Origin of the sequence: Roseovarius tibetensis, assembly GCF_050896375.1 — a bacterium.
In the GTDB taxonomy this organism is placed as follows: domain Bacteria; phylum Pseudomonadota; class Alphaproteobacteria; order Rhodobacterales; family Rhodobacteraceae; genus Roseovarius; species Roseovarius tibetensis.
Window position 1 is genome coordinate 45,101 of record NZ_JBPBBB010000005.1, and the last position, 21,328, is coordinate 66,428.

Consider the following 21,328-nt stretch of genomic DNA (forward strand, 5'->3'; position numbering starts at 1 on the left):
CGGGTGGGCCCGTGGAGACGATGTCATGACGGGTCGCAAGGCGGGTGCCGGAGGTCACGGCGGTCATCGTGCCGAGGATGAAGGGCGGAACAGGCAAGTCATTATATGGGGTAACATGATACCCAATTTGCAAGCGATTGTTTTAATTATAATAATTGTCCGGGTGCCGTGTTGACGCCACCGCGGCACCCTTTATAAGGCGAGGATCGCGAGGCGGGCCATGTCTGGTCCGCGTCGGACCGACACGAAGACCAAGCGAGAGGTTCCGCCTGACATGAAGACATTTTCTGCAACACCGGCAGATATCGACAAGAAGTGGATCCTGATAGACGCCGAAGGTGTCGTTCTGGGTCGACTGGCGTCGATCATCGCCATGCGCCTGCGCGGCAAGCACAAGGCCAGTTTCACACCGCACATGGATACCGGGGACAATGTCATCGTTATCAATGCCGACAAGGTGCAACTGACCGGCAACAAGCGCGATAAACCGAATTACTGGCACACCGGCCATCCCGGCGGAATAAAGTCGAAATCGACGGGCGAGATCCTCGAGGGCAAGCACCCCGAGCGCGTCGTCATGCAGGCCGTCAAGCGCATGCTGCCGGGCAACCGCCTGAGCCGCGGCCTGATGACGAACCTGCGCGTCTACGCCGGCACCGAGCATCCGCACGCGGCGCAGACCCCGGAAGTGCTGGACGTCAAGACCATGAACTCCAAGAATACGCGGGTGGCTTACTGATGGCTGAAGAAATCAAATCCCTCGAAGGGCTGGAATCCGTCGCAGGCGACATCGGCGCGACCCCGGAGGCAATGCCCGAACCGCGCGAGCCGGTGCGCGACGCGCTTGGCCGCTCCTACGCGACCGGTCGGCGCAAGGATGCGGTCGCCCGTGTCTGGATCAAGCCCGGCTCGGGCAAGGTCGTCGTGAACGGCAAGCCGATCAACGTGTATTTCGCGCGGCCCGTTCTGCAGATGATCCTGAGACAGCCATTCACCGTCTCCGGCACCGAAGATCAGTTCGACGTGATGGCGACGGTCAAGGGCGGCGGACTGTCCGGTCAGGCCGGTGCGGTCAAGCACGGCGTCTCGCGGGCCCTGCAGCTTTATGACCCGTCCCTGCGCGGTGCGCTCAAGGCCGCGGGCTTCCTGACGCGCGACAGCCGCGTGGTGGAGCGCAAGAAGTACGGTCGCCGCAAGGCGCGTCGGAGCTTCCAGTTCTCCAAGCGCTGATTTCCGGATCACCGGAGACATGCAAGGGCCGCCCATTCGGGTGGCCCTTTTTCATGCGGGATTGACCTTGCGCGTGGCTTGCGTTTACAAATGAACGTGCGTTCAATAAACGGGCCGCTGGGGGAGGGAAGCGATGTTCAATGCCGTGATGCAGTTCGACCTGGGAGAGGATGTGAATGCACTGCGCGACATGGTCCACAAATGGGCGCAGGAACGTGTGGCGCCGATCGCCGCCGAGGTCGACCGCAGCAACACCTTTCCGCCGGAATTATGGCGCGAGATGGGGGATCTGGGCCTTCTGGGGATCACCGTGCCCGAGGAATATGGCGGGTCGGACATGAATTACCTCGCGCATGTCGTCGCCGTCGAGGAGATCGCGCGCGCCTCTGCCAGCGTCTCGCTCAGCTACGGGGCGCATAGCAACCTGTGCGTCAACCAGATCAAGCTGAACGGCACCCCCGAGCAGAAGCAGACATATCTGCCCGGTCTGGTGTCCGGCGAACAGGTCGGGGCGCTCGCGATGTCCGAGGCCGGCGCCGGCAGCGATGTCGTCTCGATGAAGCTACGAGCGGAAAAGCGCAATGATCACTTCAAGCTGAGCGGCACGAAATACTGGATCACCAACGGCCCGGATGCGGACACGCTGGTGGTTTATGCCAAGACCGACCCCGATGCCGGGGCGAAAGGCATCACCGCCTTCCTGATCGAGAAGACGATGACCGGCTTCACCACCTCGCCGCATTTCGACAAGCTGGGGATGCGCGGGTCCAACACCGCCGAGCTGATCTTTGACGATGTCGAGGTGCCGTTCGAGAACGTGCTGGGCGAAGAAGGCAAGGGCGTGAACGTGCTGATGTCCGGCCTCGATTACGAACGTGTCGTGCTGGCCGGTATCGGCACGGGCATCATGGCCGCCTGTCTCGATGCGATCATGCCCTACATGGCAGAGCGCAAGCAGTTCGGCCAGCCCATCGGGTCGTTTCAGTTGATGCAGGGCAAGATGGCGGACATGTACACCGCGATGAACTCTGCCCGCGCCTATGTCTACGAGGTCGCCAAGGCCTGCGACCGCGGCGACGTGACACGTCAGGATGCCGCGGCCTGCTGTCTTTATGCGTCCGAGCAGGCAATGGTGCAGGCGCATCAGGCGGTGCAGGCCATGGGCGGGGCCGGGTTCCTGAACGACAGCCCCGTCGCGCGGATCTTCCGCGATGCCAAGCTGATGGAGATCGGTGCCGGCACCTCCGAGATCCGCCGCATGCTGGTGGGCCGCGAGATGATGGGGGCCATGACATGACATCCCCACGCATCCCGCCGCGCGCCCGGCGCGGCCCTGGATGGCAGCGTTGTTTCGGAACCGGTCGATGCCACGCCGAATGATGGTCTTGCCGCTCGTGGCGCTGGTCGCCGTGGTGGCCGGGATCGGGCTGCTGCTGGGGGGACGTGCGGTCACCACCACCGAGACAGACGTGATCGAGCGGATCGCGGCGCGGTATCTCGACGAGGCGGGCGAGGATGCACAGAGATCCGATTGTTCCGCGCGGCCAGCGGCAAGCGATGATCTGTGGCTCGTGGTGACCTGCGGCCATCATGAATATTTCGTCGATGCCTATGGTCGGCTGGCGCACACGAACGGTCCGGGATCGACCTCATGACGGACATGCGCCCCCTGTTACAGCCCGCCCCCTACGACACCTTGCGTGAAACGTTCCGATGGAACATCGCCCCGCATCTCAACATGGCCGCGCAGGTCTGCGATGACTGGGCCGCCCGCGACCCCGATCGCGTGGCGATCGTGACCCCGTCGGGTGACGGGCTGCAACATATCACGTATGGAACGCTGCGTGACATGGCCGATGCCCTTGCCGGGGCGCTGCATGCGCGGGGCCTCACGCGCGGCGACCGGATCGGCGTGTTGCGCGCGCAAGGGGCGTGGTGTGCGGCGGCGCATATCGCGATCTGGAAAATCGGCGCGATTTCAATTCCCTTGTTTCAACTCTTCAAGCAGGACGCCCTGCGCAGCCGGCTGGAAGACGCGGGTGCAAGGCTTGTGGTGACAGACACCGATTGTCTCGATATCCTGCCAGAGTTGCCCAATCTGGCGACACTGGTGCCAGAACAGGAGAATTTGCCCGAAGGCCGTTTCGAGACCGCCGAAACGTCGGCCGATGATCCGGCCGTCCTGATCTACACCAGCGGCACAACCGGCAGCCCGAAAGGCGCGCTGCACGCGCACCGGGTGCTGACCGGGCATCTGCCGGGGGTCGAGATGAGCCATGATTTCCTGGGCCAGCCGAGTGATCGTCTCTGGACGCCGGCGGACTGGGCATGGATCGGCGGGCTGTTCGATGTGCTGATGCCGGGGCTGGCGATCGGCGTGCCCGTCGTCGCGGCCCGAATGACCAAGTTCAGCCCGGAGGCCTGCGTGAACGTCATCCGTGAGGCTGCTGTGCGAAATGTGTTTTTTCCGCCAACGGCGCTGCGGATGCTGAAGGCGTCCGACGCTCGGATCGAGGGATTGCGCAGCGTCGCAAGCGGCGGCGAACCGCTGGGGGCCGAGATGCTGGATTGGGGACAGCGTGCGCTCGGCGTGACGATAAACGAGTTCTACGGCCAGACCGAGTGCAACATGGTGGGCAGTTCGTGCGCGGCGCTGTTCGACCCGGTGCCGGGCTGTGTCGGGCGTGCGGTGCCGGGGCATGAGGTGGCAGTGATCGATGCCGAGGGGCGCAAGACAGACCAGGAAGGTGACATCGCGGTCAGACGCGGATCGGCGTCGATGATGCTGGGATACTGGAACAAGCCGGCCGAGACGGCCGACAAGTTTCGCGGCGACTGGATGGTGACAGGCGATCGTGGTGTCATCGAGGGGGGCTTCATCCGGTTCGTCGGACGCGAGGACGATGTCATCACGAGCGCGGGTTACCGGATCGGCCCGTCGGAAATCGAGGATTGCCTGCTGACCCATGACGGCGTGGCAACCGCGGCCGTGGTGGGCAAGCCCGACGTCCTGCGCACCCAGATTGTCAAGGCCTATGTCGTGCTGAAACCCGGTGTCACAGTTGCCGCGGAGGAGCTTCAGTCATGGGTAAAGGAACGGCTTGCAAGCTATTCTTACCCAAGGGAAATCGAATTCATCGACGCCCTGCCGATGACGGTGACCGGCAAGGTGATCCGCAAGGAATTGAAGGCGCGCGCCGCGGCGGAGGTCAACCGGTGACCCTGGTACAGATACCAAAAAGGGCCGGCGCGACGGCCGGCCCTGTCCATCCCGACCCTACCGGGCGGGGATCAGAATTTCACCACATAGGCAAGACCGACAACCCAAGGGTCGATCTTGGCCTTGCCGATCTTCTGGCCGTTCAGCTTGACATCGCTTTCGATGTCGATCCAGCGGACGTCTGCGCGCAGCGATGCCGACTCGCTGATGGCGAAGTCCGCACCGGCGTGCAGGGCGACCCCCCAGGAATCGTCGAGGCTGAGTTGGTTGCCGGCAATGGGTCCCTTGGCGGTCTCGTCAAAGAAGAACGTGTAATTCAAACCGGCGCCGATGAAGGGTGTGACGTTGCTTGCATTACTGAAGTGATATTGCAGCGACACGGTCGGCGGCAGATGCTTGATTTCGCCGATCCGGGTGCCCCCGCTGTTGATGTCGTGTTCGAACGGCCACGCGGCGAGCACTTCGATCCCGATATTGTCCGCGACGAAATACTCGAAGGTCACGGAGGGGCGAATGTTTTCGTCGACGTCGATCGGGATCGTCCCGTTCGCAAGCACGCCGTTGTTGTCCTTCGGGATCACGCCATGAAGACCGAGGCCAAGCAGCATGTCCCCCTGCGATTGCGCGAGGGCCGGCGCGGCGGTCGTGCCCATCAGGGCGGCGAGGGTGAGGGCGGTGATGTGTTTCATGGTCTGTCCACTCCTGTTTCGATCGCGCCGGGTATGCGCCGGACCACGCCCCGGGACGTTGACCTGCATCAAGTCGCGCGCCAGGCTGCGCCGCGTGCCATTATTGCAACAGGCGGGGTCGGTCCCGTCCCCGGGCCGGAGACTGTGTCATGCAACTGAAATCGGCGATCCTTCCGGGCTCGGATGCGTTCAGGACCAATGAGGCGGGGCATCTCGCCGCGTTGCGTCAGGTCGAAGCGGCCGCCGCCCATGCCGCGGCGGGCGGTGGTGCAGCGGCGCGTGAGCGTCACCGCGCGCGGGGCAAGATGCCTCCGCGCGAACGTGTGGCGGGTCTGCTCGATCCCGGCAGCCCTTTTCTGGAGGTTGGTGCGACAGCGGCGCACGGGCTTTACGATGAGGCCGCGCCGTGCGCCGGCGTTATCGCCGGGGTGGGCCGTGTGCAGGGGCGCGACTGCATGATCGTGTGCAACGACGCCACGGTGAAGGGCGGCACCTATTACCCGATGTCCGTAAAGAAGCACCTGCGCGCACAGGAGATCGCCGAGGAATGCCATCTGCCGTGCATCTACCTGGTGGATAGTGGCGGCGCGAACCTGCCCAACCAGGACGAGGTCTTTCCCGATCGCGACCATTTTGGGCGGATCTTCTACAACCAGGCGCGGATGAGCGCGAAGGGCATCGCGCAAATCGCCGTGGTGATGGGAAGCTGCACCGCCGGTGGGGCCTACGTGCCGGCCATGTCCGACGTGACGATCATTGTCCGGGACCAGGGGACGATTTTCCTGGCCGGCCCGCCGCTGGTCAAGGCCGCGACCGGCGAGGTGGTCACCGCCGAGGACCTGGGCGGCGGCGACGTGCACACGCGGCTGTCGGGCGTGGCCGATTACCTGGCCGAGGACGACGCGCACGCGCTGGCCCTGGCACGGCGGGCGGTAGGAAACCTCGGGGCCGCGCCGCGCCTTGACTGGGATACGCCGCGAGAGCCTGCCTATGACCCTGCGGAACTGCTGGGCGTGGTGCCGGCCGATCTGCGCACGCCCTACGATATCCGCGAGGTGATCGCGCGGCTGGTCGACGCCTCGTATTTCGACGAGTTCAAGGCGCGGTTCGGCGAGACGCTGGTGACGGGCTTTGCGCATGTGAAGGGCTGCCCCGTCGGCATCGTCGCAAATAACGGCGTGCTTTTGTCCGAGGCCGCCGCGAAGGGCGCGCATTTCATCGAGCTTTGTTCGCAGCGCCGCATACCGCTGGTCTTCCTGCAGAACATCACCGGATTCATGGTGGGGCGCAAATACGAGAACGAGGGCATCGCGCGGCACGGCGCCAAGATGGTGACCGCAGTGGCGACGACGAGCGTCCCGAAGATCACCATGCTGGTGGGCGGCAGTTTCGGCGCCGGCAATTACGGCATGGCGGGGCGCGCCTACGGGCCACGATTCCTGTGGACATGGCCCAATTCACGCATCTCGGTGATGGGGGGCGCGCAGGCCGCTGGTGTGCTGGCGACTGTCAAGCGCGACGCGATGGAAAAGCGCGGCGAGACGTGGTCGGTCGAGGACGAGGAGGCGTTCAAGCGACCGACCGTGGAAATGTTCGAGCGCCAGTCGCACCCGCTTTACGCCAGTGCGCGGCTTTGGGATGACGGGATCGTCGATCCGCGCAAGAGCCGCGACGTGCTGGCGTTGTCCTTGCGTGCCGCGCTGAACGCGCCGGTGGAGGAGACGCGCTTTGGCGTCTTCCGGATGTGAGGGTGGCGGTCGTGGGATTGGAGTATTTTTGGAAAGATGAAGCCGGGGACGGGTCGGATGTTTGAGCGGATCCTTGTGGCCAATCGCGGCGAGATCGCGTGCCGCGTGATGCGCACGGCGCGGGAGATGGGCGTCGAAGTGGTCGCGGTCCATTCCGATGCCGACCGGGAGGCCGCGCATGTGGCGCTGGCCGACCGGGCGGTGCATGTCGGCGGCTCGGCGCCGTCTGAGAGCTACCTGCGCGGCGATCGGATCATCGCCGCCGCACTCGAAACCGGGGCCCAAGCGATCCATCCCGGTTACGGATTCCTGAGCGAGAATCCAGATTTTGTCGAGGCGGTGGAGGCGGCGGGGCTGGTGTTCATCGGCCCGTCGGCGGCGGCGATCCGGGCGATGGGGCTGAAGGATGCCGCCAAGCGGTTGATGCACGAGGCCGGCGTGCCGGTGGTGCCGGGTTATCACGGGGCCGATCAGGAGGACACGCGTCTGGCGCGCGAGGCCGAGGCGATCGGCTATCCGGTGCTGATCAAGGCGGTTGCGGGCGGTGGCGGCAAGGGCATGCGGCTGGTCGAGCAGTCGCAGGGTTTCGCCGAGGCGCTGGAAAGCGCGCGCGGTGAGGCGCGCGGCGCGTTCGGCAATGCGGATGTGCTGGTCGAGAAGTATATCCTAAAGCCGCGGCATATCGAGGTGCAGGTGTTTGGCGACGGCAGCAGGGCCGTGCACCTGTTCGAGCGTGATTGTTCGCTGCAGCGCCGGCATCAGAAGGTGATCGAGGAGGCGCCGGCGCCGGGCATGACGCCCGAGATGCGCGCCGCGATGGGTGACGCGGCAGTGCGGGCCGCCGAGGCGATCGGATATGCCGGGGCGGGGACGGTGGAGTTCATCGTCGACGGCACAGACGGCCTGCGTCCCGACGGGTTCTGGTTCATGGAGATGAACACGCGGCTGCAGGTCGAGCATCCGGTGACCGAGGCGATCACTGGCGTCGATCTGGTGGAATGGCAGCTGCGCGTCGCCGCGGGCGAGGGCCTGCCCATGGCGCAGGAAGATCTGGGCATAACCGGCCATGCCTTCGAGGCGCGGCTTTATGCCGAGGACGTTCCGAAAGGGTTTCTGCCCGCCACGGGCCGGCTGTCACACCTTGTCTTTCCTGCAGGTGTGCGCGCCGATAGCGGGGTGCGCGCCGGTGATGAAATCAGCCCGTTCTACGACCCGATGATCGCCAAGGTGATCACTCACGGGCCCTCGCGCGGGGTGGCGCTGCGGCGGCTGTCGCGGGCGCTGGACGCGTGTGAGGTGGCCGGAACGGTCACCAACCTCGCCTTCCTGGGCGCGCTTGCGCGGCATCCGGGATTTGCCGTTGGCGATGTCGATACCGGCCTGATCGGGCGCGATATCGACAGCCTTGTGGTGGCACCCGCGCCCGATGCGCGCGCGGCGGCCCTGGCGGCGCTGGCCGGGCTGGGCCTGCTGGAGGAGGCGCCGCCCGAAGCGGGCTTCGTGCTGTGGGCGCCGCTGGAGCGCGGGCTGCGCCTGACCCATGCGGGCGAGGAGATCCCGCTGCGGCTGCGCACGCTGTCCGGTGATGCGCATGACATCCTTGTTGATGACACTTGGGTTGCCGCGCGGCGGGTGGACGGGCAGTGGCGTCTGGACGGGCACGCCGCGCCGCGCACCGCGACCTGCGGCACCACGATCACCGTCTTTGCGCAGCATGGTCTGACGTTCGAGCTGGTGGATCCGCTGGCGCGCGAAAGTGCCGCCGGCGGCGATCCCGCACTGATCGAGGCGCCGATGCCCGGGCTGGTCAAGGCGGTGCATGCACGGGCCGGGCAGACGGTCGCCAAGGGCGACAGGCTGGCGGTGCTGGAGGCGATGAAGATGGAGCACAGCCTGCTGGCCGCCTGCGACGGGCTCGTCGCCGAGGTTCTCGTGCAGGCTGGCGACCAGGTGTCGGCCGGCGCGGCCCTAGTGCGACTGGAGGTGACGACATGATAACGCTGCATCACGTGCCGCTGGCGCGATCCTTCCGGGTTCTGTGGCTGATGGAAGAGCTGGGGCTCGATTTCGACATCCGCCATTACTCGATCCGCGACGGGTCGATGCGGACCCCCGAGTTCATGGCGCTGTCGCCAGCCGGGCGCGTGCCGGTGCTGGAGCATCACGGTGCCGTCTGGTTCGAGAGCTCGGCGATCGTCCAGCTATTATGCGAGACCTATCCTCAGGCGGGGTTGGCGCCTGCGCCGGGCGAGGCCGATCGCGCGCAGTATCTTGAGATGCTCGGCTATTCCGAGACGGTGGGGTGCCTGCTGGAGAATCTCAACCTCAACCAGGTATTCCTGCGGCCGCCGGCCACGCCATCCGTGGCCGTGATCAAGCTGCTGAATGCGCGTCTGCGCGCAACCCTGGCGGCGATGGAGGCCCGGCTTGAGGGGGATCATCTGCTGCCTTCAGGGTTCTCGGCGGCGGATATCATGTTCGCATACGGGTTCGAGCTGGCGCGCTATTACGTCGATCTGTCGGTCTATCCGCGTCTCACGGCCTATTGGGAGAGGCTGCAAACACGGCCTGCCTACATCCGGGCCAAGGCACGGGACGGTGTGCAGGACATCTATACGCGGGATTTCTATCCTGTGCCGGAGGATGGGTGATGGCCGAGCGCGTCGAGATATTCGAGGTCGGCCCCCGCGACGGGTTGCAGAACGAGGCGCGGGCCATTCCCGCCGCCGACAAGATCGCACTGGTCGATTGTCTCAGCGGCGCGGGGTTTTCGCGTATCGAGGTAGCCAGTTTCGTCAACCCGAAACGAGTGCCGCAAATGGCCGGATCGGGCGAGGTGCTGCGAGGTATCTCACGGGTGCCGGGCGTCCGGTATGCGGCCCTTACCCCGAACATGCGCGGGCTGAGCGATGCCATCGAGGCCGGTGCCGACGAGGTTGCTGTATTTGCCTCGGCCTCGGAAGGGTTTTCGCGGGCCAATATCAACGCCACGATCGCCGAAAGTCTCGCGCGGTTCTCGCCGGTGCTTCAGGCTGCGGAAATCGAGGGGCTGCGCGTGCGGGGCTATGTCTCCTGTGTGGTGGACTGCCCCTATGACGGTGCGGTGACGCCGGCACGGGCGGCCGAGGTGGCACAGGCCCTTTGGCAGATGGGCTGTTACGAGATCAGCCTTGGCGATACCATTGGACGGGCCACGCCCGAGGCGGTCGATGCGATGCTGGCCGCAGTCTGCGAGGCCGTGCCGGTGACACGGCTGGCGGGGCATTTCCATGACACCGCGGGACGCGCCGTGATGAATATCGAGGCGTCGCTTGCGCGCGGCGTGCGCGTTTTCGATGCGGCGGTCGGGGGCCTGGGCGGCTGTCCGTTTGCGCCGGGGGCGGCGGGAAACGTGGCCACGGAAGATGTGCATGACATGTTGACGGCCCGCGGGTTCGAGACCGGGCTCGACCGCGAGGTGCTGGAGCGTGCCGCGGGGATGGCGCGCGCGATGCGCAGCCCCGGATAGAAACCCTGACGCGATTCCTGCGTGTCGTTCGCAAAAGTCCGGAACCCGGAGGAGGGGACATGACCCAAACCATCAGCATCGAGACCGATGCGCGCGGCGTTGCAACGCTGTGGCTGGACCGCGCCGACAAGCACAATGCGATGTCGGCCCGGATGATCGCCGAACTGCACGACGCAGCGCGCAGCCTTGGCACCGATGATCGGGTGCGCGTCGTGGTGCTGGCGGCGCGCGGCAAGACCTTTTGCGCTGGCGGGGATCTGGACTGGATGCGCGCGCAGTTCGAAGCCGACCCGCAGCAGCGCGCGACAGAGGCCGCCAAGCTTGCGTATATGTTGCAGGCGCTCAACACCTTGCCCAAGCCGCTGATCGGACGGGTGCATGGCAATGCCTTCGGCGGCGGTGTCGGCCTGCTGAGCGTCTGTGACGTTGCCATCGGTTCCGACCAGGTGCGAATGGCGCTAACCGAGACGCGGCTGGGGCTGATCCCCGCGACGATCGGTCCGTATGTGGCAGCGCGCATGGGCGAGGCGCGGGCCCGCCGCGTGTTCATGTCGGGCCGGCGGTTCGACGCGGCCGAGGCGGTGGATCTCGGGCTGCTGGCCGATGTGCGGTCCGACGCGGAACTCGATGCCGGGGTCGAGGCCGAAGTCGCGCCATACCTGGACTGTGCGCCCGGTGCGGTGGCACGCGCCAAGGCGCTGTTGCGCGGTTTCGGTCCTGCAATCGATGAACGGGCGATCGGGCAGAGTGTCGACGCACTCGCCGAGTGCTGGTCGGGGGCAGAGGCCGCCGAGGGCATAACGGCCTTTTTCGAAAAGCGGACACCATACTGGCGCGCCTGATCGGACGGGGCCCGCGCCGCCTGCGGTGAGGTGACGCGCTCGGGGCTGGTGTCCGGGCCCGAAGAAATCGTATGCCTCGGCATACAAGGCCGCGAAATACGGCAGGGGCCATGCGCATTCACCGGTGCGCTCGGTTGACCCCGTGGCGCCGCGGGACTACATCGGAGGAAATGCAGCCATCTTGGTATGCGCCGCTGCGCGCATGAAAGGAGCCACGCCGTGGAAGAGATGCTGAGGGAATACCTCCCCATCCTGATCTTGCTGGCCATCGCCATAGGCCTTGGTCTTGTGTTGATCCTCGCGGCGGTCGTGCTGGCCGTGCGCCATCCCGATCCGGAGAAGGTCAGCGCGTATGAATGTGGCTTCAACGCCTTTGATGACGCCCGCATGAAATTCGACGTGCGCTTCTATCTGGTCTCGATTCTTTTCATCATCTTCGATCTCGAGATCGCGATGTTGTTTCCATGGGCGGTTGCGTTTCAGGATCTGAGCATGGCGGCATTCTGGTCCATGATGGTGTTCCTCGCCATCCTGACGGCCGGGTTTGCCTATGAATGGCGCAAAGGAGCGATGGAATGGGAGTGAACGATCGAAACGATGCGCTGGTGACCGAAACGCAAGGGCAGGGCGCACAGAGTGAAAGGGTCAAATCCGGCCCGTCCAGCCTTGCACCGGTCGAGGCATTCGATGCCGGACAGACCTTTGACCCCGCAACGCAGGCCTTGAACAACGAGTTGAAGGACAAGGGGTTTCTGCTGACATCGACCGAGGACATCATCAACTGGGCCCGCACCGGCAGCCTGCACTGGATGACGTTCGGCTTGGCGTGTTGCGCCGTGGAAATGATGCACACCTCGATGCCGCGCTACGACATGGAGCGCTTCGGCACCGCGCCGCGGGCCAGCCCTCGGCAATCCGACCTCATGATCGTGGCCGGCACGCTGACCAACAAGATGGCGCCGGCGCTGCGCAAGGTCTACGACCAGATGCCGGAACCGCGCTACGTCGTGTCGATGGGATCCTGCGCCAATGGTGGTGGCTACTATCACTACAGTTATTCGGTGGTGCGCGGCTGTGACCGGATCGTGCCGGTCGACATCTACGTTCCCGGTTGCCCGCCGACAGCCGAGGCGCTTCTGTACGGTATCCTTCAACTTCAGCGCAAGATCCGCCGGGTCGGGACGATGGTAAGATGAGCAAGGCACTCAAGGAACTGGGCGCACATATCGAATCCAAACGGCAGGACTGCGTTCTCGGTTGGGCGATCGCGCGGGACGAGCTGACCGTCGACGTGGCATTGCCGAACATTGCCGGGTTCAGCGAATTTCTCAAGACCGACAGGACATGCGCCTTCTCGACGCTGGTTGACATCACCTGTGTCGATTATCCCGAACGTCCCAAGCGGTTCGACGTGGTCTACCACTTTCTGAGCATGTACCAGAACCACCGCATCCGCCTGCGGGTCGCGGCACGGGAAGAGGACATGGTGCCGTCGATCACCGACGTTTACCCTGCTGCCAACTGGTTCGAGCGCGAGGTGTTCGACATGTACGGCATCCTGTTTTCGGGTCATCCGGACCTGCGCCGCATCCTGACCGATTACGGGTTTCGCGGGCATCCGCTGCGCAAGGATTTCCCGACAACGGGTTATACCGAGGTGCGCTATGACGAGACACGCAAGCGCGTCGTCTACGAACCGGTGAAACTGGTGCAGGAATACCGGCAGTTCGATTTCATGTCGCCATGGGAAGGCGCAGATTACGTGCTGCCCGGCGACGAGAAGGAGGAAGCGAAATGATGGGTGGTCCCGGAATGGGCGGCGCCGGCATGGGCGGTGGCGGTATTATCCTCATGCTGATCTTCGCAGCCCTCATGATCATTCCGCTGTGGCGGCTGTTGCCACAATTTCGCATTCCGAGCTGGGTGTCGCTGCTGGCGATCATTCCTTTCGGCGTTATCGTGCTGTTGTGGGTCATGGCATTTCGCGACAAGCTTGACGGAGGACGGTCGTGATGGACGGAACGAAGTTCGAAGATACCCTGACGGGCGAGCAGAAGATCCGCAATTTCAACATCAATTTCGGGCCGCAACACCCTGCGGCTCATGGTGTTTTGCGTCTGGTTCTGGAGCTTGACGGCGAGATCGTGACGCGCTGTGATCCGCATATCGGATTGCTTCATCGCGGCACCGAGAAACTGATGGAAAGCCGAACGTATCTGCAGAACCTGCCCTATCTGGACCGGTTGGATTACGTCGCGCCGATGAACCAGGAACATGCGTGGTGTCTGGCGATCGAACGGCTGACCGGTGTCGAGGTGCCCCGCCGCGCAAGCCTGATACGCGTTCTTTATTCCGAGATCGGACGCATTCTAAGCCATCTGCTGAACGTGACCACCCAGGCGATGGACGTAGGTGCGCTGACCCCGCCGCTTTGGGGGTTTGAGGAGCGCGAAAAGCTGATGATCTTCTACGAGCGGGCCTGCGGCGCGCGCTTGCATGCGGCCTATTTCCGCCCCGGTGGCGTCCATCAGGATCTGCCGCCGGAACTGCTGGACGATATCGAGGAATGGTGCCGGGAATTCCCCAAGGTTATCGACGATATTGACGGTCTCTTGACGGAAAACCGGGTGTTCAAGCAGCGCAACGCCGATATCGGCGTCGTGACGCAGCAGGAAGCGCTCGACTGGGGCTTCAGCGGTGTGATGGTGCGCGGGTCGGGCATGGCATGGGACCTGCGTCGGTCGCAGCCCTATGAATGCTATGATGAGTTCGATTTCCTCGTGCCTATCGGCAAGAACGGCGATTGTTATGACCGCTATTTGCTGCGCATGGAGGAAATGCGGCAATCGCTGCGGATCATGGAGCAGGCGATCGAGAAACTGCGCGCGCCCGAGGGGCAGGGTGACATCCTTTCGCGCGGCAAGATCACCCCACCGCAACGTGGCGAGATGAAAACCTCGATGGAGGCGCTCATCCACCACTTCAAGCTGTACACCGAAGGGTTCCACGTGCCGGCCGGCGAGGTGTATGCCGCCGTCGAGGCGCCCAAGGGTGAATTCGGCGTATACCTTGTGTCGGATGGCACGAACAAACCGTACCGTGTCAAGCTGCGGGCACCGGGATATCTGCACCTGCAAGCGATGGATCATGTCGCCAGCGGGCATCAGCTGGCCGATGTCGCGGCGATCATCGGCACCATGGATGTCGTGTTCGGGGAGATCGACCGGTGATATTGCCCTTTGGCGTTGCACATCGGTGCAAGCATCCGGTGCGGCTGCTGTGCGGGCTGTCCGCCGGCGCGTTTCTGGCCGCCTGTGCCACGATACCCGAGGGTGTGACCGAGGCCGATGTCGCGCGGTACGACGCGGCCGTGGAAAGCCTTGGCTGCACCATCGTGACCGAGCCGGATTATCTGGCGGTCGAGTTGCAGACCGGCCTGTCGCGGGCGCAGTTGATGGATATCACCGCTTACAGACTGTCCTCGGACGGGGCCGAACGGCTACCCGGCGGAGGCGTTAAACTGATCACAGGAGGCTGTGCCTAGATGCTACGCCGTCTTTACCAAGAGCAACCCGAAAGCTTTGCCTTCACCCCGGCCAATCAGGAGTGGGCAGAGGGCGAGATCACCAAATATCCCGAGGGACGGCAGGCGAGTGCCGTCATCGCGCTATTGTGGCGCGCGCAAGAGCAGGAAGGCTGGCTGACCCGCCCGGCGATCGAGCATGTCGCAGAAATGCTGGAGATGGATTTCATCCGGGCGCTCGAAGTTGCGACGTTCTATTTCATGTTCCAGCTGCAACCCGTGGGGCGTCTTGCACATTTCCAGGTCTGCGGTACGACACCATGCATGTTGTGCGGAGCAGAGGAGCTGATCGCGGTCTGTCAGGACAAGATCGCCAAGAACCCGTACGAGCTGTCCAAGGACGGTAATTTCAGTTGGGAAGAGGTGGAATGCCTCGGGGCCTGCGCCAACGCGCCGATGGCGCAGATCGGCAAGGATTACTACGAGGACCTGACGGCCGAAAGCTTTGCGGCGATTATCGACGATCTCGCCGCCGGCAAGGTCCCGATGCCGGGATCGCAGACCGGGCGCTACGCGTCCGAGCCGCAGTCGGGTCTGACCTGCCTGACCGCGTTCGAGGCTGATCGTCCGGCGTATAACGCCAGCGTGGAGCGCGCCGTCGATATCGGTGATACGATCAGACGCATCGACGGCACGGAAATTCCGCTGCAAACGCCGTGGCGCGACAAGGGCGCGATGCACGCGCCCGCGACGCCGGATGTCAAGCACAACGACGAGCCGGTCAAGATCACCAGCACCGCCTCGGTCGCGGCAGTCGCAGAGCTTGTGACCAAAGGTGGCGCAAGCAGCACGGCCCGCCCTGCCAAGGCCGACGCGACGCAAGAGAAACCCGCGGCGCACGCGTCTCAGGGTGATCCGGAGGCGTCCGCGAAAAAGCCCGAAACGCTTGATGCACCGCGTGATGGGGCGGCGGACGACCTCAAGCAACTCAAGGGTGTTGGCCCAAAACTGGAGCAGGTTTTGAACGAGGCCGGGATCTTTCATTTCGACCAAGTGGCGCGCTGGACCGCCGACGAGGTGGCTTGGGTGGACCAGAACCTTGAAGGTTTCAAAGGACGGGCCAGCCGTGACGAGTGGGTCGAGCAAGCGAAACAGCTAGTGAACAGTCGATAGACTCGATCTGCCGACCGTGGCAGAAAGGTGATGCTGCGGAAACGTCCCGCTCGATCAACACAAGGGGATTTGTCATGTCGGATACATCAAAGCTGAGCACCTGCCAGATGGTCTGCTGGGGTCTTGCCAGCCTGACCGGGCTTATGGTGCTTCTGGCGTCGACCCGGTCCCTGGGCCTGGTTCCGGGCGTGATGCTTGGTGTCGCGGTGGCAGTCGTGCTTGGCGTCGTTTTCAGATGGCTGGTTTGCACGGATTATCCCGACGGTGATCGCGGCATCGAAGGGCGCGATGTCGTCCGCGCATTGCGCAACGCGACCGGGATCACGGGGTACAAGGCCCCGTTGGATCAGGCCAGTGTCATGGATGTGGCGATGGGATCGAAATCCGCGGCGTCGCGCGCCCCGAGCGCAGATGCGGCCGTGAAATCCGACACCGTGCTTGACGGCGAGCAGGAGCTGGCAGAGCGCAAGGGAGAGTGGCGGTTCGATGCGCAAGAGGCGGACATGAACGATCCCGCGTCCGCATCGGTCGACGACATGGTTGGCGTGCGCCCGACGGGACTGAATGCGCCGAGGGGTGGACAGGCAGATGATCTGAAACAGATCAAGGGTGTGGGTCCGAACTTGGAACAACTGTGCAATGACTTCGGGTTTTACCATTTCGACCAGATCGCGGCATGGACCAAGGACGAGGTGGACTGGGTCGATGAAAATCTCGTTGGCTTCAAGGGCCGCGTCAGCCGTGATGACTGGGTCGCGCAGGCAAAGGTGCTTGCGGCTGGCGGGGACACCGGTACGGCCGGGCAGGTCGCCGGGGATGATGCCCACTGACGAGGGTGCGAGATGACCGACAACGAGACCCGGATCGCACGAAAAGGCCGGGCCACCGCGCTGGTCATCGCCGGGACGGCGGCGCTATGGGTGGTGGCCACCTTCATCGGTCGCCAAGCCGGGCTTGGACAAAGAGAGCTTGCGCTGTTCGACCTCATGGCATTGGCGGGGTTCATATGGGCCTTTGTCTTGATTTATCAGATCTGGCGCGCACGTCAGAGCAATCAGAGGTAACGAGATGCTGAAAGACGAAGATCGTATCTTCACAAACCTGTACGGGATGCATGATCGCAGCCTCAAGGGGGCGATGGCGCGGGGCCATTGGGATGGCACCGCCAAGATGCTGCAGAACGGCCGCACGTGGATCGTCGATCAGATGAAGGCAAGCGGGTTGCGCGGTCGCGGCGGCGCCGGCTTTCCCACCGGGCTCAAATGGTCGTTCATGCCCAAGGAAAGCGACGGGCGGCCTGCCTATCTCGTGGTCAATGCCGACGAGTCCGAGCCGGGCACCTGCAAGGACCGCGAGATCATGCGCCATGATCCGCACACGCTGATCGAGGGCTGTCTTGTCGCCAGTTTCGCGATGAACGCGCATGTCTGCTTCATCTATATCCGCGGTGAATACATCCGCGAGAAAGAAGCGCTTCAGGTGGCGATCGACGAGGCGTACGAGGCCGGACTGGTCGGACGCAACGCGTGCGGGTCCGGCTGGGATTTCGACATATACCTCACCCATGGCGCCGGCGCGTATATCTGCGGCGAAGAGACGGCCTTGCTTGAAAGCCTTGAAGGCAAGAAGGGGATGCCGCGGATGAAGCCGCCCTTCCCGGCGATGGCCGGCGTTTACGGCTGCCCGACCACGGTGAACAACGTCGAATCCATCGCCGTGGCGCCGACGATCCTGCGCCGCGGGCCGGAATGGTTTTCGAGCTTTGGCCGCGCCAACAATGCCGGCACCAAGATTTTCGCGATCTCGGGGCACGTCAACAACCCCTGCGTGGTCGAGGAGGCGATGTCGATCTCGTTCGAGGAACTGATCGACAAGCATTGCGGCGGCGTGCGCGGCGGAATGAAGAACCTCAAGGCGGTGATCCCCGGCGGGGCCTCGGTGCCGTGCGTGCGCGGCGAGAACATGCGCGACGCGATCCTCGATTTCGACTACCTGCAGAAGGAACTGCGCTCGGGCCTCGGGACGGCGGCGGTGATCGTGATGGACCAGTCCACAGATGTCATCAAGGCGATCTGGCGACTGTCGAAATTCTACAAGCACGAAAGCTGCGGCCAGTGCACGCCCTGTCGCGAAGGGACCGGCTGGATGATGCGGGTGATGGACAGGCTGGTGCGCGGCGAGGCCGAGGTCGAGGAGATCGACATGCTGCTCGACGTGACCAAGCAGGTCGAGGGGCATACGATCTGCGCCCTCGGCGATGCCGCGGCGTGGCCCATTCAGGGGCTGATCCGGAACTTCCGCGACGAGATCGAGGACCGTATCAAGGACAAGCGCGCGGGCCGCATCAGCGCGGTGGCGGCGGAATGACGGCAGTCCCGGATACGACGCGCAGCCGCACGCGTTTCATGCGGGGTGCCTGCGTGGCGGGCCTCGGGCTGATCGTACTTGCCGGATGCGCCGACAGGTCGGAACGTGTTACGTTCGATGGCAATTACTATCCGGCCAAGAGCCGTACGGAAACGCAGGATCGTCGTGAGTTCACGGCATCCGTGACGCGGGCGTCGCGCGGTATCGACGGGGCGCGGCGGGCCGTGGTGCACGAGGCCACCCGGTACTGCCTGCATAATTTCGGGACGTCCGATATCGTGTGGGCCGCCAACGAGGTCGAGTCTGAAAGACCGGTCTATGCCCGCGCAGGAGACCGGGTTTCGGTGACCGGACGCTGCGTGATATGGTAAAAAAGTGTGACCAGCCGCGCTGTTTCGGCAACGATACGGGGCGCAAAAGACGCGATGCAACAGGGGCCGCGCCAGCAAAGCGTCGGTCAGCGACTGAGAAGGGAACCTTTCCATGCGCGTAACATTGTCGCTCGTGCTTTGGTTCGCGATGACTGCGACCGTCGTGGAGGCGCGCGCCGGATCCTTGGCATCGGAGAAGGATATCAACACCGGCCTGTTCAACGTGGCCGTGGCCGACAAGATACGCCGGCAATGCGACGAGATCTCACCGCGGCTGTTCACCGCCATGAGCTACTTACAGGCATTGAAGAGCGAAGCCCGTAAAAGGGGATACTCGGACGCGGAGATTGATCGATACATCGAAGATCCGGCCGAGAAGAGCAAGATGCGCGCGCGTCGCGACGCCTATATCAGAGCAAGCGGGGCGGAACCCGATGAAGGTCCGAGCATGTGCACCCTCGGGCGACAGGAAATCGCCCGGCAAAGCCAGATCGGCCAACTTTTGAAAGCAAGGTGAGTAGAGATGTCTGACCTACGCAAGATCGTCATCGACGGTCAGGAAGTCGAGATCGAGGGCCGGATGACCCTCATTCAGGCCTGCGAGCAGGTCGGGGTCGAGATTCCGCGCTTCTGTTACCATGAACGCCTGTCGATTGCGGGCAATTGCCGGATGTGTCTGGTCGAGGTTCAGCCCGGGCCGCCGAAACCGGCGGCCTCGTGCGCGATGCAGGTCAAGGACATGCGCCCATTCCCGGACGGCAGCCCGCCCCAGGTCAAGACCAACAGCGCGATGGTCAAGAAGGCGCGTGAAGGCGTGATGGAGTTCCTGCTGATCAACCATCCGCTGGATTGCCCGATCTGCGACCAGGGCGGTGAATGCGACCTGCAGGATCAGGCGATGGCCTACGGCGTGGATTTTTCGCGCTACCGCGAACCCAAGCGCGCGACCGAGGATCTCGATCTCGGGCCGCTGGTCGAGACGCACATGACGCGCTGCATTTCCTGCACACGCTGCGTGCGCTTCACCACCGAGGTGGCAGGCGTCAACGTGATGGGCCAGACCGGACGCGGCGAGGATGCCGAGATCACGACCTATCTGGGCGAGGTGATCGATTCGAACCTGCAGGGCAACATCATCGACCTGTGCCCGGTCGGCGCGCTGGTGTCCAAGCCCTATGCGTTCACCGCGCGCCCGTGGGAGCTGACCAAGACCGAATCCATCGACGTGATGGACGCGCTCGGGTCGTCGATCCGGGTCGACAGCAAGGGGCGCGAGGTCATGCGCATCCTGCCGCGCAACCACGATGGCACGAACGAGGAATGGATTTCTGACAAGACTCGGTTTGTCTGGGATGGTCTGCGTCGTCAGCGTCTCGACCGGCCCTTCATCCGCGAGAATGGCAAGCTGCGCGCCGCGACATGGCCCGAGGCCCTTGGCAAGGCGTCCGAGGCGATCAAGGCTGCGGCAAAGCCTGTCGGCCTTGTCGGCGATCTGGCACCGGTCGAGGCGGCCTACGCCCTCAAGCAGCTGATCGAAGGGCAGGGCGGTTCGGTCGAATGCCGCACAGACAAGGCGCGACTGCCAGCGGGCAACAGAAGTGCCTATGTCGGCAATGTCGCGATCGAAGAGCTTGATACGGCACGCAATTTCGTTCTGATCGGCACCGATCCGAGCGTCGAGGCACCGGTCCTCAACGCCCGGATCCGCAAGGCGTGGATCGATGGGGCGAACGTGACTGTGGTCGGACCGCGCGTCGATCTGACATATGATTATACTCATGCCGGCACGGATCGCTCTGCACTCGACGGGTTGAGTGTCGCCGAGGACACCATCGTGATCGTTGGCCAGGGTGCGTTGCAGGAGGCGGACGGCGAGGCGGTTCTTGCCGCCGCACAGGCGCTCTCGGGGCGCATGCTCGTGTTGCACACTGCCGCATCGCGTGTCGGGGCCATGGATGTCGGCGCAGTGACCGAGGGCGGGATTGATGCCGCGATCGACGGGGCGGATGTGATCTATAATCTCGGTTCGGACGAGATCGAGATCGCGGACGGTCCCTTTGTCATCTACCAAGGCAGCCACGGGGATCGCGGCGCGCACCGCGCCGACGTGATCCTGCCCGCCGCAGCCTATACCGAAGAGCAGGGGTTGTTCGTCAACACCGAAGGGCGTCCGCAATTGGCGTTGCGTGCCGGGCACCCACCGGGGGACGCCAAGGAAAACTGGGCCATCCTGCGCGCGCTTTCGGGCGAAATGGGGGCGGTGCTGCCCTATGACAGCATGGCGCAACTTCGGCAGAAGCTTGTGCAGGATGTCCCACATCTCAAACAGATCGACGAGGTGCCGCAGAACGACTGGCAGCCATTGGGCAAGGCCGCGCTTGGCAAGGCGGATTTCCGGTTGACGATCAGGGACTTTTACCTGAGCAACCCGATCGCACGGTCAAGCGAGCTTATGGCGGAACTCAGCGCCAATGCGCGCGCCCGCGCAGAGCGGCCGATTGCGGCCGAGTGAACCGGGCGGGGACTGTCCCTTCGCCATTTTGGCGCTTAGGCGTCCGGCAAGGGTAGCATTGCGGTGCGCGATGCGGTTAACAGGGTCGTGACAGCCGCGTCGCGTAAGCTGGCGTTTGTCAAGACCGGCGCGGCAGCTCGGCGGG

General features: G+C 64.0%; 24 protein-coding genes. 23 read left to right on the forward strand and 1 reads right to left on the reverse strand.

Annotation, left to right across the window (positions count from 1 at the left end; genetic code table 11):
• Positions 1–274 precede the first annotated feature (274 nt).
• The 5 genes from rplM to ACROSR_RS05265 all read left to right on the forward strand — a co-directional run bounded on the left by rplM (position 275) and on the right by ACROSR_RS05265 (position 4,450).
• Positions 275–739, forward strand: coding sequence for a 50S ribosomal protein L13 (gene rplM / locus ACROSR_RS05245; RefSeq protein ID WP_432682773.1), 465 nt, complete (start codon positions 275–277; stop codon positions 737–739).
• Positions 739–1,230 carry a 30S ribosomal protein S9 gene (gene rpsI, locus ACROSR_RS05250; RefSeq protein ID WP_432682774.1) on the forward strand — a complete coding sequence of 164 codons (492 nt, stop codon included), beginning with the start codon at positions 739–741 and terminating at the stop codon, positions 1,228–1,230. Before rplM ends, rpsI begins: the two co-directional genes overlap by 1 nt.
• Before the next feature lie 133 nt (positions 1,231–1,363).
• Positions 1,364–2,527: an isovaleryl-CoA dehydrogenase gene (locus tag ACROSR_RS05255; protein ID WP_432682776.1), complete on the forward strand. Its 1,164-nt coding sequence runs from the start codon at positions 1,364–1,366 to the stop codon at positions 2,525–2,527.
• Positions 2,528–2,594: 67 nt separating this feature from the next.
• Positions 2,595–2,885, forward strand: a complete 291-nt coding sequence (locus ACROSR_RS05260; RefSeq protein WP_432682778.1) for a hypothetical protein — start codon at positions 2,595–2,597, stop codon at positions 2,883–2,885.
• Entirely contained in the window at positions 2,882–4,450 is a 1,569-nt protein-coding gene (locus tag ACROSR_RS05265; RefSeq protein ID WP_432682780.1) for an AMP-binding protein, read from the forward strand. The genes ACROSR_RS05260 and ACROSR_RS05265 overlap by 4 nt, the downstream gene beginning before the upstream one ends.
• 71 nt (positions 4,451–4,521) lie before the next feature.
• Here the strand turns inward: ACROSR_RS05265 and ACROSR_RS05270 are convergent, their stop codons facing one another.
• Positions 4,522–5,139, reverse strand: coding sequence for an OmpW/AlkL family protein (locus ACROSR_RS05270; protein ID WP_432682782.1), 618 nt, complete (start codon positions 5,137–5,139; stop codon positions 4,522–4,524).
• A gap of 149 nt (positions 5,140–5,288) precedes the next feature.
• Here ACROSR_RS05270 and ACROSR_RS05275 point away from each other — a divergent pair, with 149 nt between their 5' ends.
• The 18 genes from ACROSR_RS05275 (at position 5,289) to nuoG (ending at position 21,183) form a co-directional block, all read left to right on the forward strand.
• Positions 5,289–6,887: a carboxyl transferase domain-containing protein gene (locus tag ACROSR_RS05275; protein WP_432682784.1), complete on the forward strand. Its 1,599-nt coding sequence runs from the start codon at positions 5,289–5,291 to the stop codon at positions 6,885–6,887.
• 57 nt (positions 6,888–6,944) lie between these two features.
• A complete protein-coding gene (locus ACROSR_RS05280) occupies positions 6,945–8,882 on the forward strand; it encodes an acetyl/propionyl/methylcrotonyl-CoA carboxylase subunit alpha (RefSeq protein ID WP_432682786.1) in 1,938 nt (645 codons plus the stop codon).
• Positions 8,879–9,538: a glutathione S-transferase family protein gene (locus tag ACROSR_RS05285; RefSeq protein WP_432682788.1), complete on the forward strand. Its 660-nt coding sequence runs from the start codon at positions 8,879–8,881 to the stop codon at positions 9,536–9,538. The genes ACROSR_RS05280 and ACROSR_RS05285 overlap by 4 nt, the downstream gene beginning before the upstream one ends.
• Positions 9,538–10,395: a hydroxymethylglutaryl-CoA lyase gene (locus tag ACROSR_RS05290; protein WP_432682790.1), complete on the forward strand. Its 858-nt coding sequence runs from the start codon at positions 9,538–9,540 to the stop codon at positions 10,393–10,395. Before ACROSR_RS05285 ends, ACROSR_RS05290 begins: the two co-directional genes overlap by 1 nt.
• Before the next feature lie 59 nt (positions 10,396–10,454).
• Positions 10,455–11,237, forward strand: coding sequence for a crotonase/enoyl-CoA hydratase family protein (locus tag ACROSR_RS05295; RefSeq protein ID WP_432682792.1), 783 nt, complete (start codon positions 10,455–10,457; stop codon positions 11,235–11,237).
• Positions 11,238–11,456: 219 nt separating this feature from the next.
• A complete protein-coding gene (locus tag ACROSR_RS05300; RefSeq protein ID WP_432682794.1) occupies positions 11,457–11,822 on the forward strand; it encodes an NADH-quinone oxidoreductase subunit A in 366 nt (121 codons plus the stop codon).
• The gene (locus ACROSR_RS05305) at positions 11,813–12,433 is read left to right on the forward strand and encodes a NuoB/complex I 20 kDa subunit family protein (RefSeq protein WP_432682796.1); all 621 of its coding nucleotides are present in this window, start codon (positions 11,813–11,815) and stop codon (positions 12,431–12,433) included. The genes ACROSR_RS05300 and ACROSR_RS05305 overlap by 10 nt, the downstream gene beginning before the upstream one ends.
• Positions 12,430–13,035, forward strand: a complete 606-nt coding sequence (locus tag ACROSR_RS05310; protein ID WP_432682798.1) for an NADH-quinone oxidoreductase subunit C — start codon at positions 12,430–12,432, stop codon at positions 13,033–13,035. Before ACROSR_RS05305 ends, ACROSR_RS05310 begins: the two co-directional genes overlap by 4 nt.
• Entirely contained in the window at positions 13,032–13,250 is a 219-nt protein-coding gene (locus tag ACROSR_RS05315; RefSeq protein WP_432682800.1) for a hypothetical protein, read from the forward strand. Before ACROSR_RS05310 ends, ACROSR_RS05315 begins: the two co-directional genes overlap by 4 nt.
• On the forward strand, positions 13,250–14,467 hold the full coding sequence (locus ACROSR_RS05320) for an NADH-quinone oxidoreductase subunit D (RefSeq protein WP_432682802.1): 1,218 nt from the start codon (positions 13,250–13,252) through the stop codon (positions 14,465–14,467). The genes ACROSR_RS05315 and ACROSR_RS05320 overlap by 1 nt, the downstream gene beginning before the upstream one ends.
• The gene (locus ACROSR_RS05325) at positions 14,464–14,781 is read left to right on the forward strand and encodes a hypothetical protein (RefSeq protein WP_432682804.1); all 318 of its coding nucleotides are present in this window, start codon (positions 14,464–14,466) and stop codon (positions 14,779–14,781) included. The genes ACROSR_RS05320 and ACROSR_RS05325 overlap by 4 nt, the downstream gene beginning before the upstream one ends.
• Positions 14,782–15,933: an NADH-quinone oxidoreductase subunit E gene (locus ACROSR_RS05330; RefSeq protein ID WP_432682806.1), complete on the forward strand. Its 1,152-nt coding sequence runs from the start codon at positions 14,782–14,784 to the stop codon at positions 15,931–15,933.
• Positions 15,934–16,007: 74 nt separating this feature from the next.
• Positions 16,008–16,763 carry a helix-hairpin-helix domain-containing protein gene (locus tag ACROSR_RS05335; RefSeq protein ID WP_432682808.1) on the forward strand — a complete coding sequence of 252 codons (756 nt, stop codon included), beginning with the start codon at positions 16,008–16,010 and terminating at the stop codon, positions 16,761–16,763.
• A 12-nt stretch (positions 16,764–16,775) separates the two neighbouring features.
• A complete protein-coding gene (locus ACROSR_RS05340; protein WP_432682810.1) occupies positions 16,776–16,997 on the forward strand; it encodes a DUF5337 domain-containing protein in 222 nt (73 codons plus the stop codon).
• A gap of 4 nt (positions 16,998–17,001) precedes the next feature.
• Entirely contained in the window at positions 17,002–18,300 is a 1,299-nt protein-coding gene (gene nuoF, locus ACROSR_RS05345; protein WP_432682812.1) for an NADH-quinone oxidoreductase subunit NuoF, read from the forward strand.
• Positions 18,297–18,671, forward strand: a complete 375-nt coding sequence (locus ACROSR_RS05350; RefSeq protein ID WP_432682814.1) for a hypothetical protein — start codon at positions 18,297–18,299, stop codon at positions 18,669–18,671. The genes nuoF and ACROSR_RS05350 overlap by 4 nt, the downstream gene beginning before the upstream one ends.
• Positions 18,672–18,783: 112 nt before the next feature.
• Entirely contained in the window at positions 18,784–19,188 is a 405-nt protein-coding gene (locus ACROSR_RS05355; protein ID WP_432682816.1) for a DUF5333 domain-containing protein, read from the forward strand.
• A gap of 6 nt (positions 19,189–19,194) precedes the next feature.
• Positions 19,195–21,183, forward strand: a complete 1,989-nt coding sequence (gene nuoG / locus ACROSR_RS05360; protein WP_432682818.1) for an NADH-quinone oxidoreductase subunit NuoG — start codon at positions 19,195–19,197, stop codon at positions 21,181–21,183.
• The last annotated feature ends 145 nt before the right edge of the window (positions 21,184–21,328 follow it).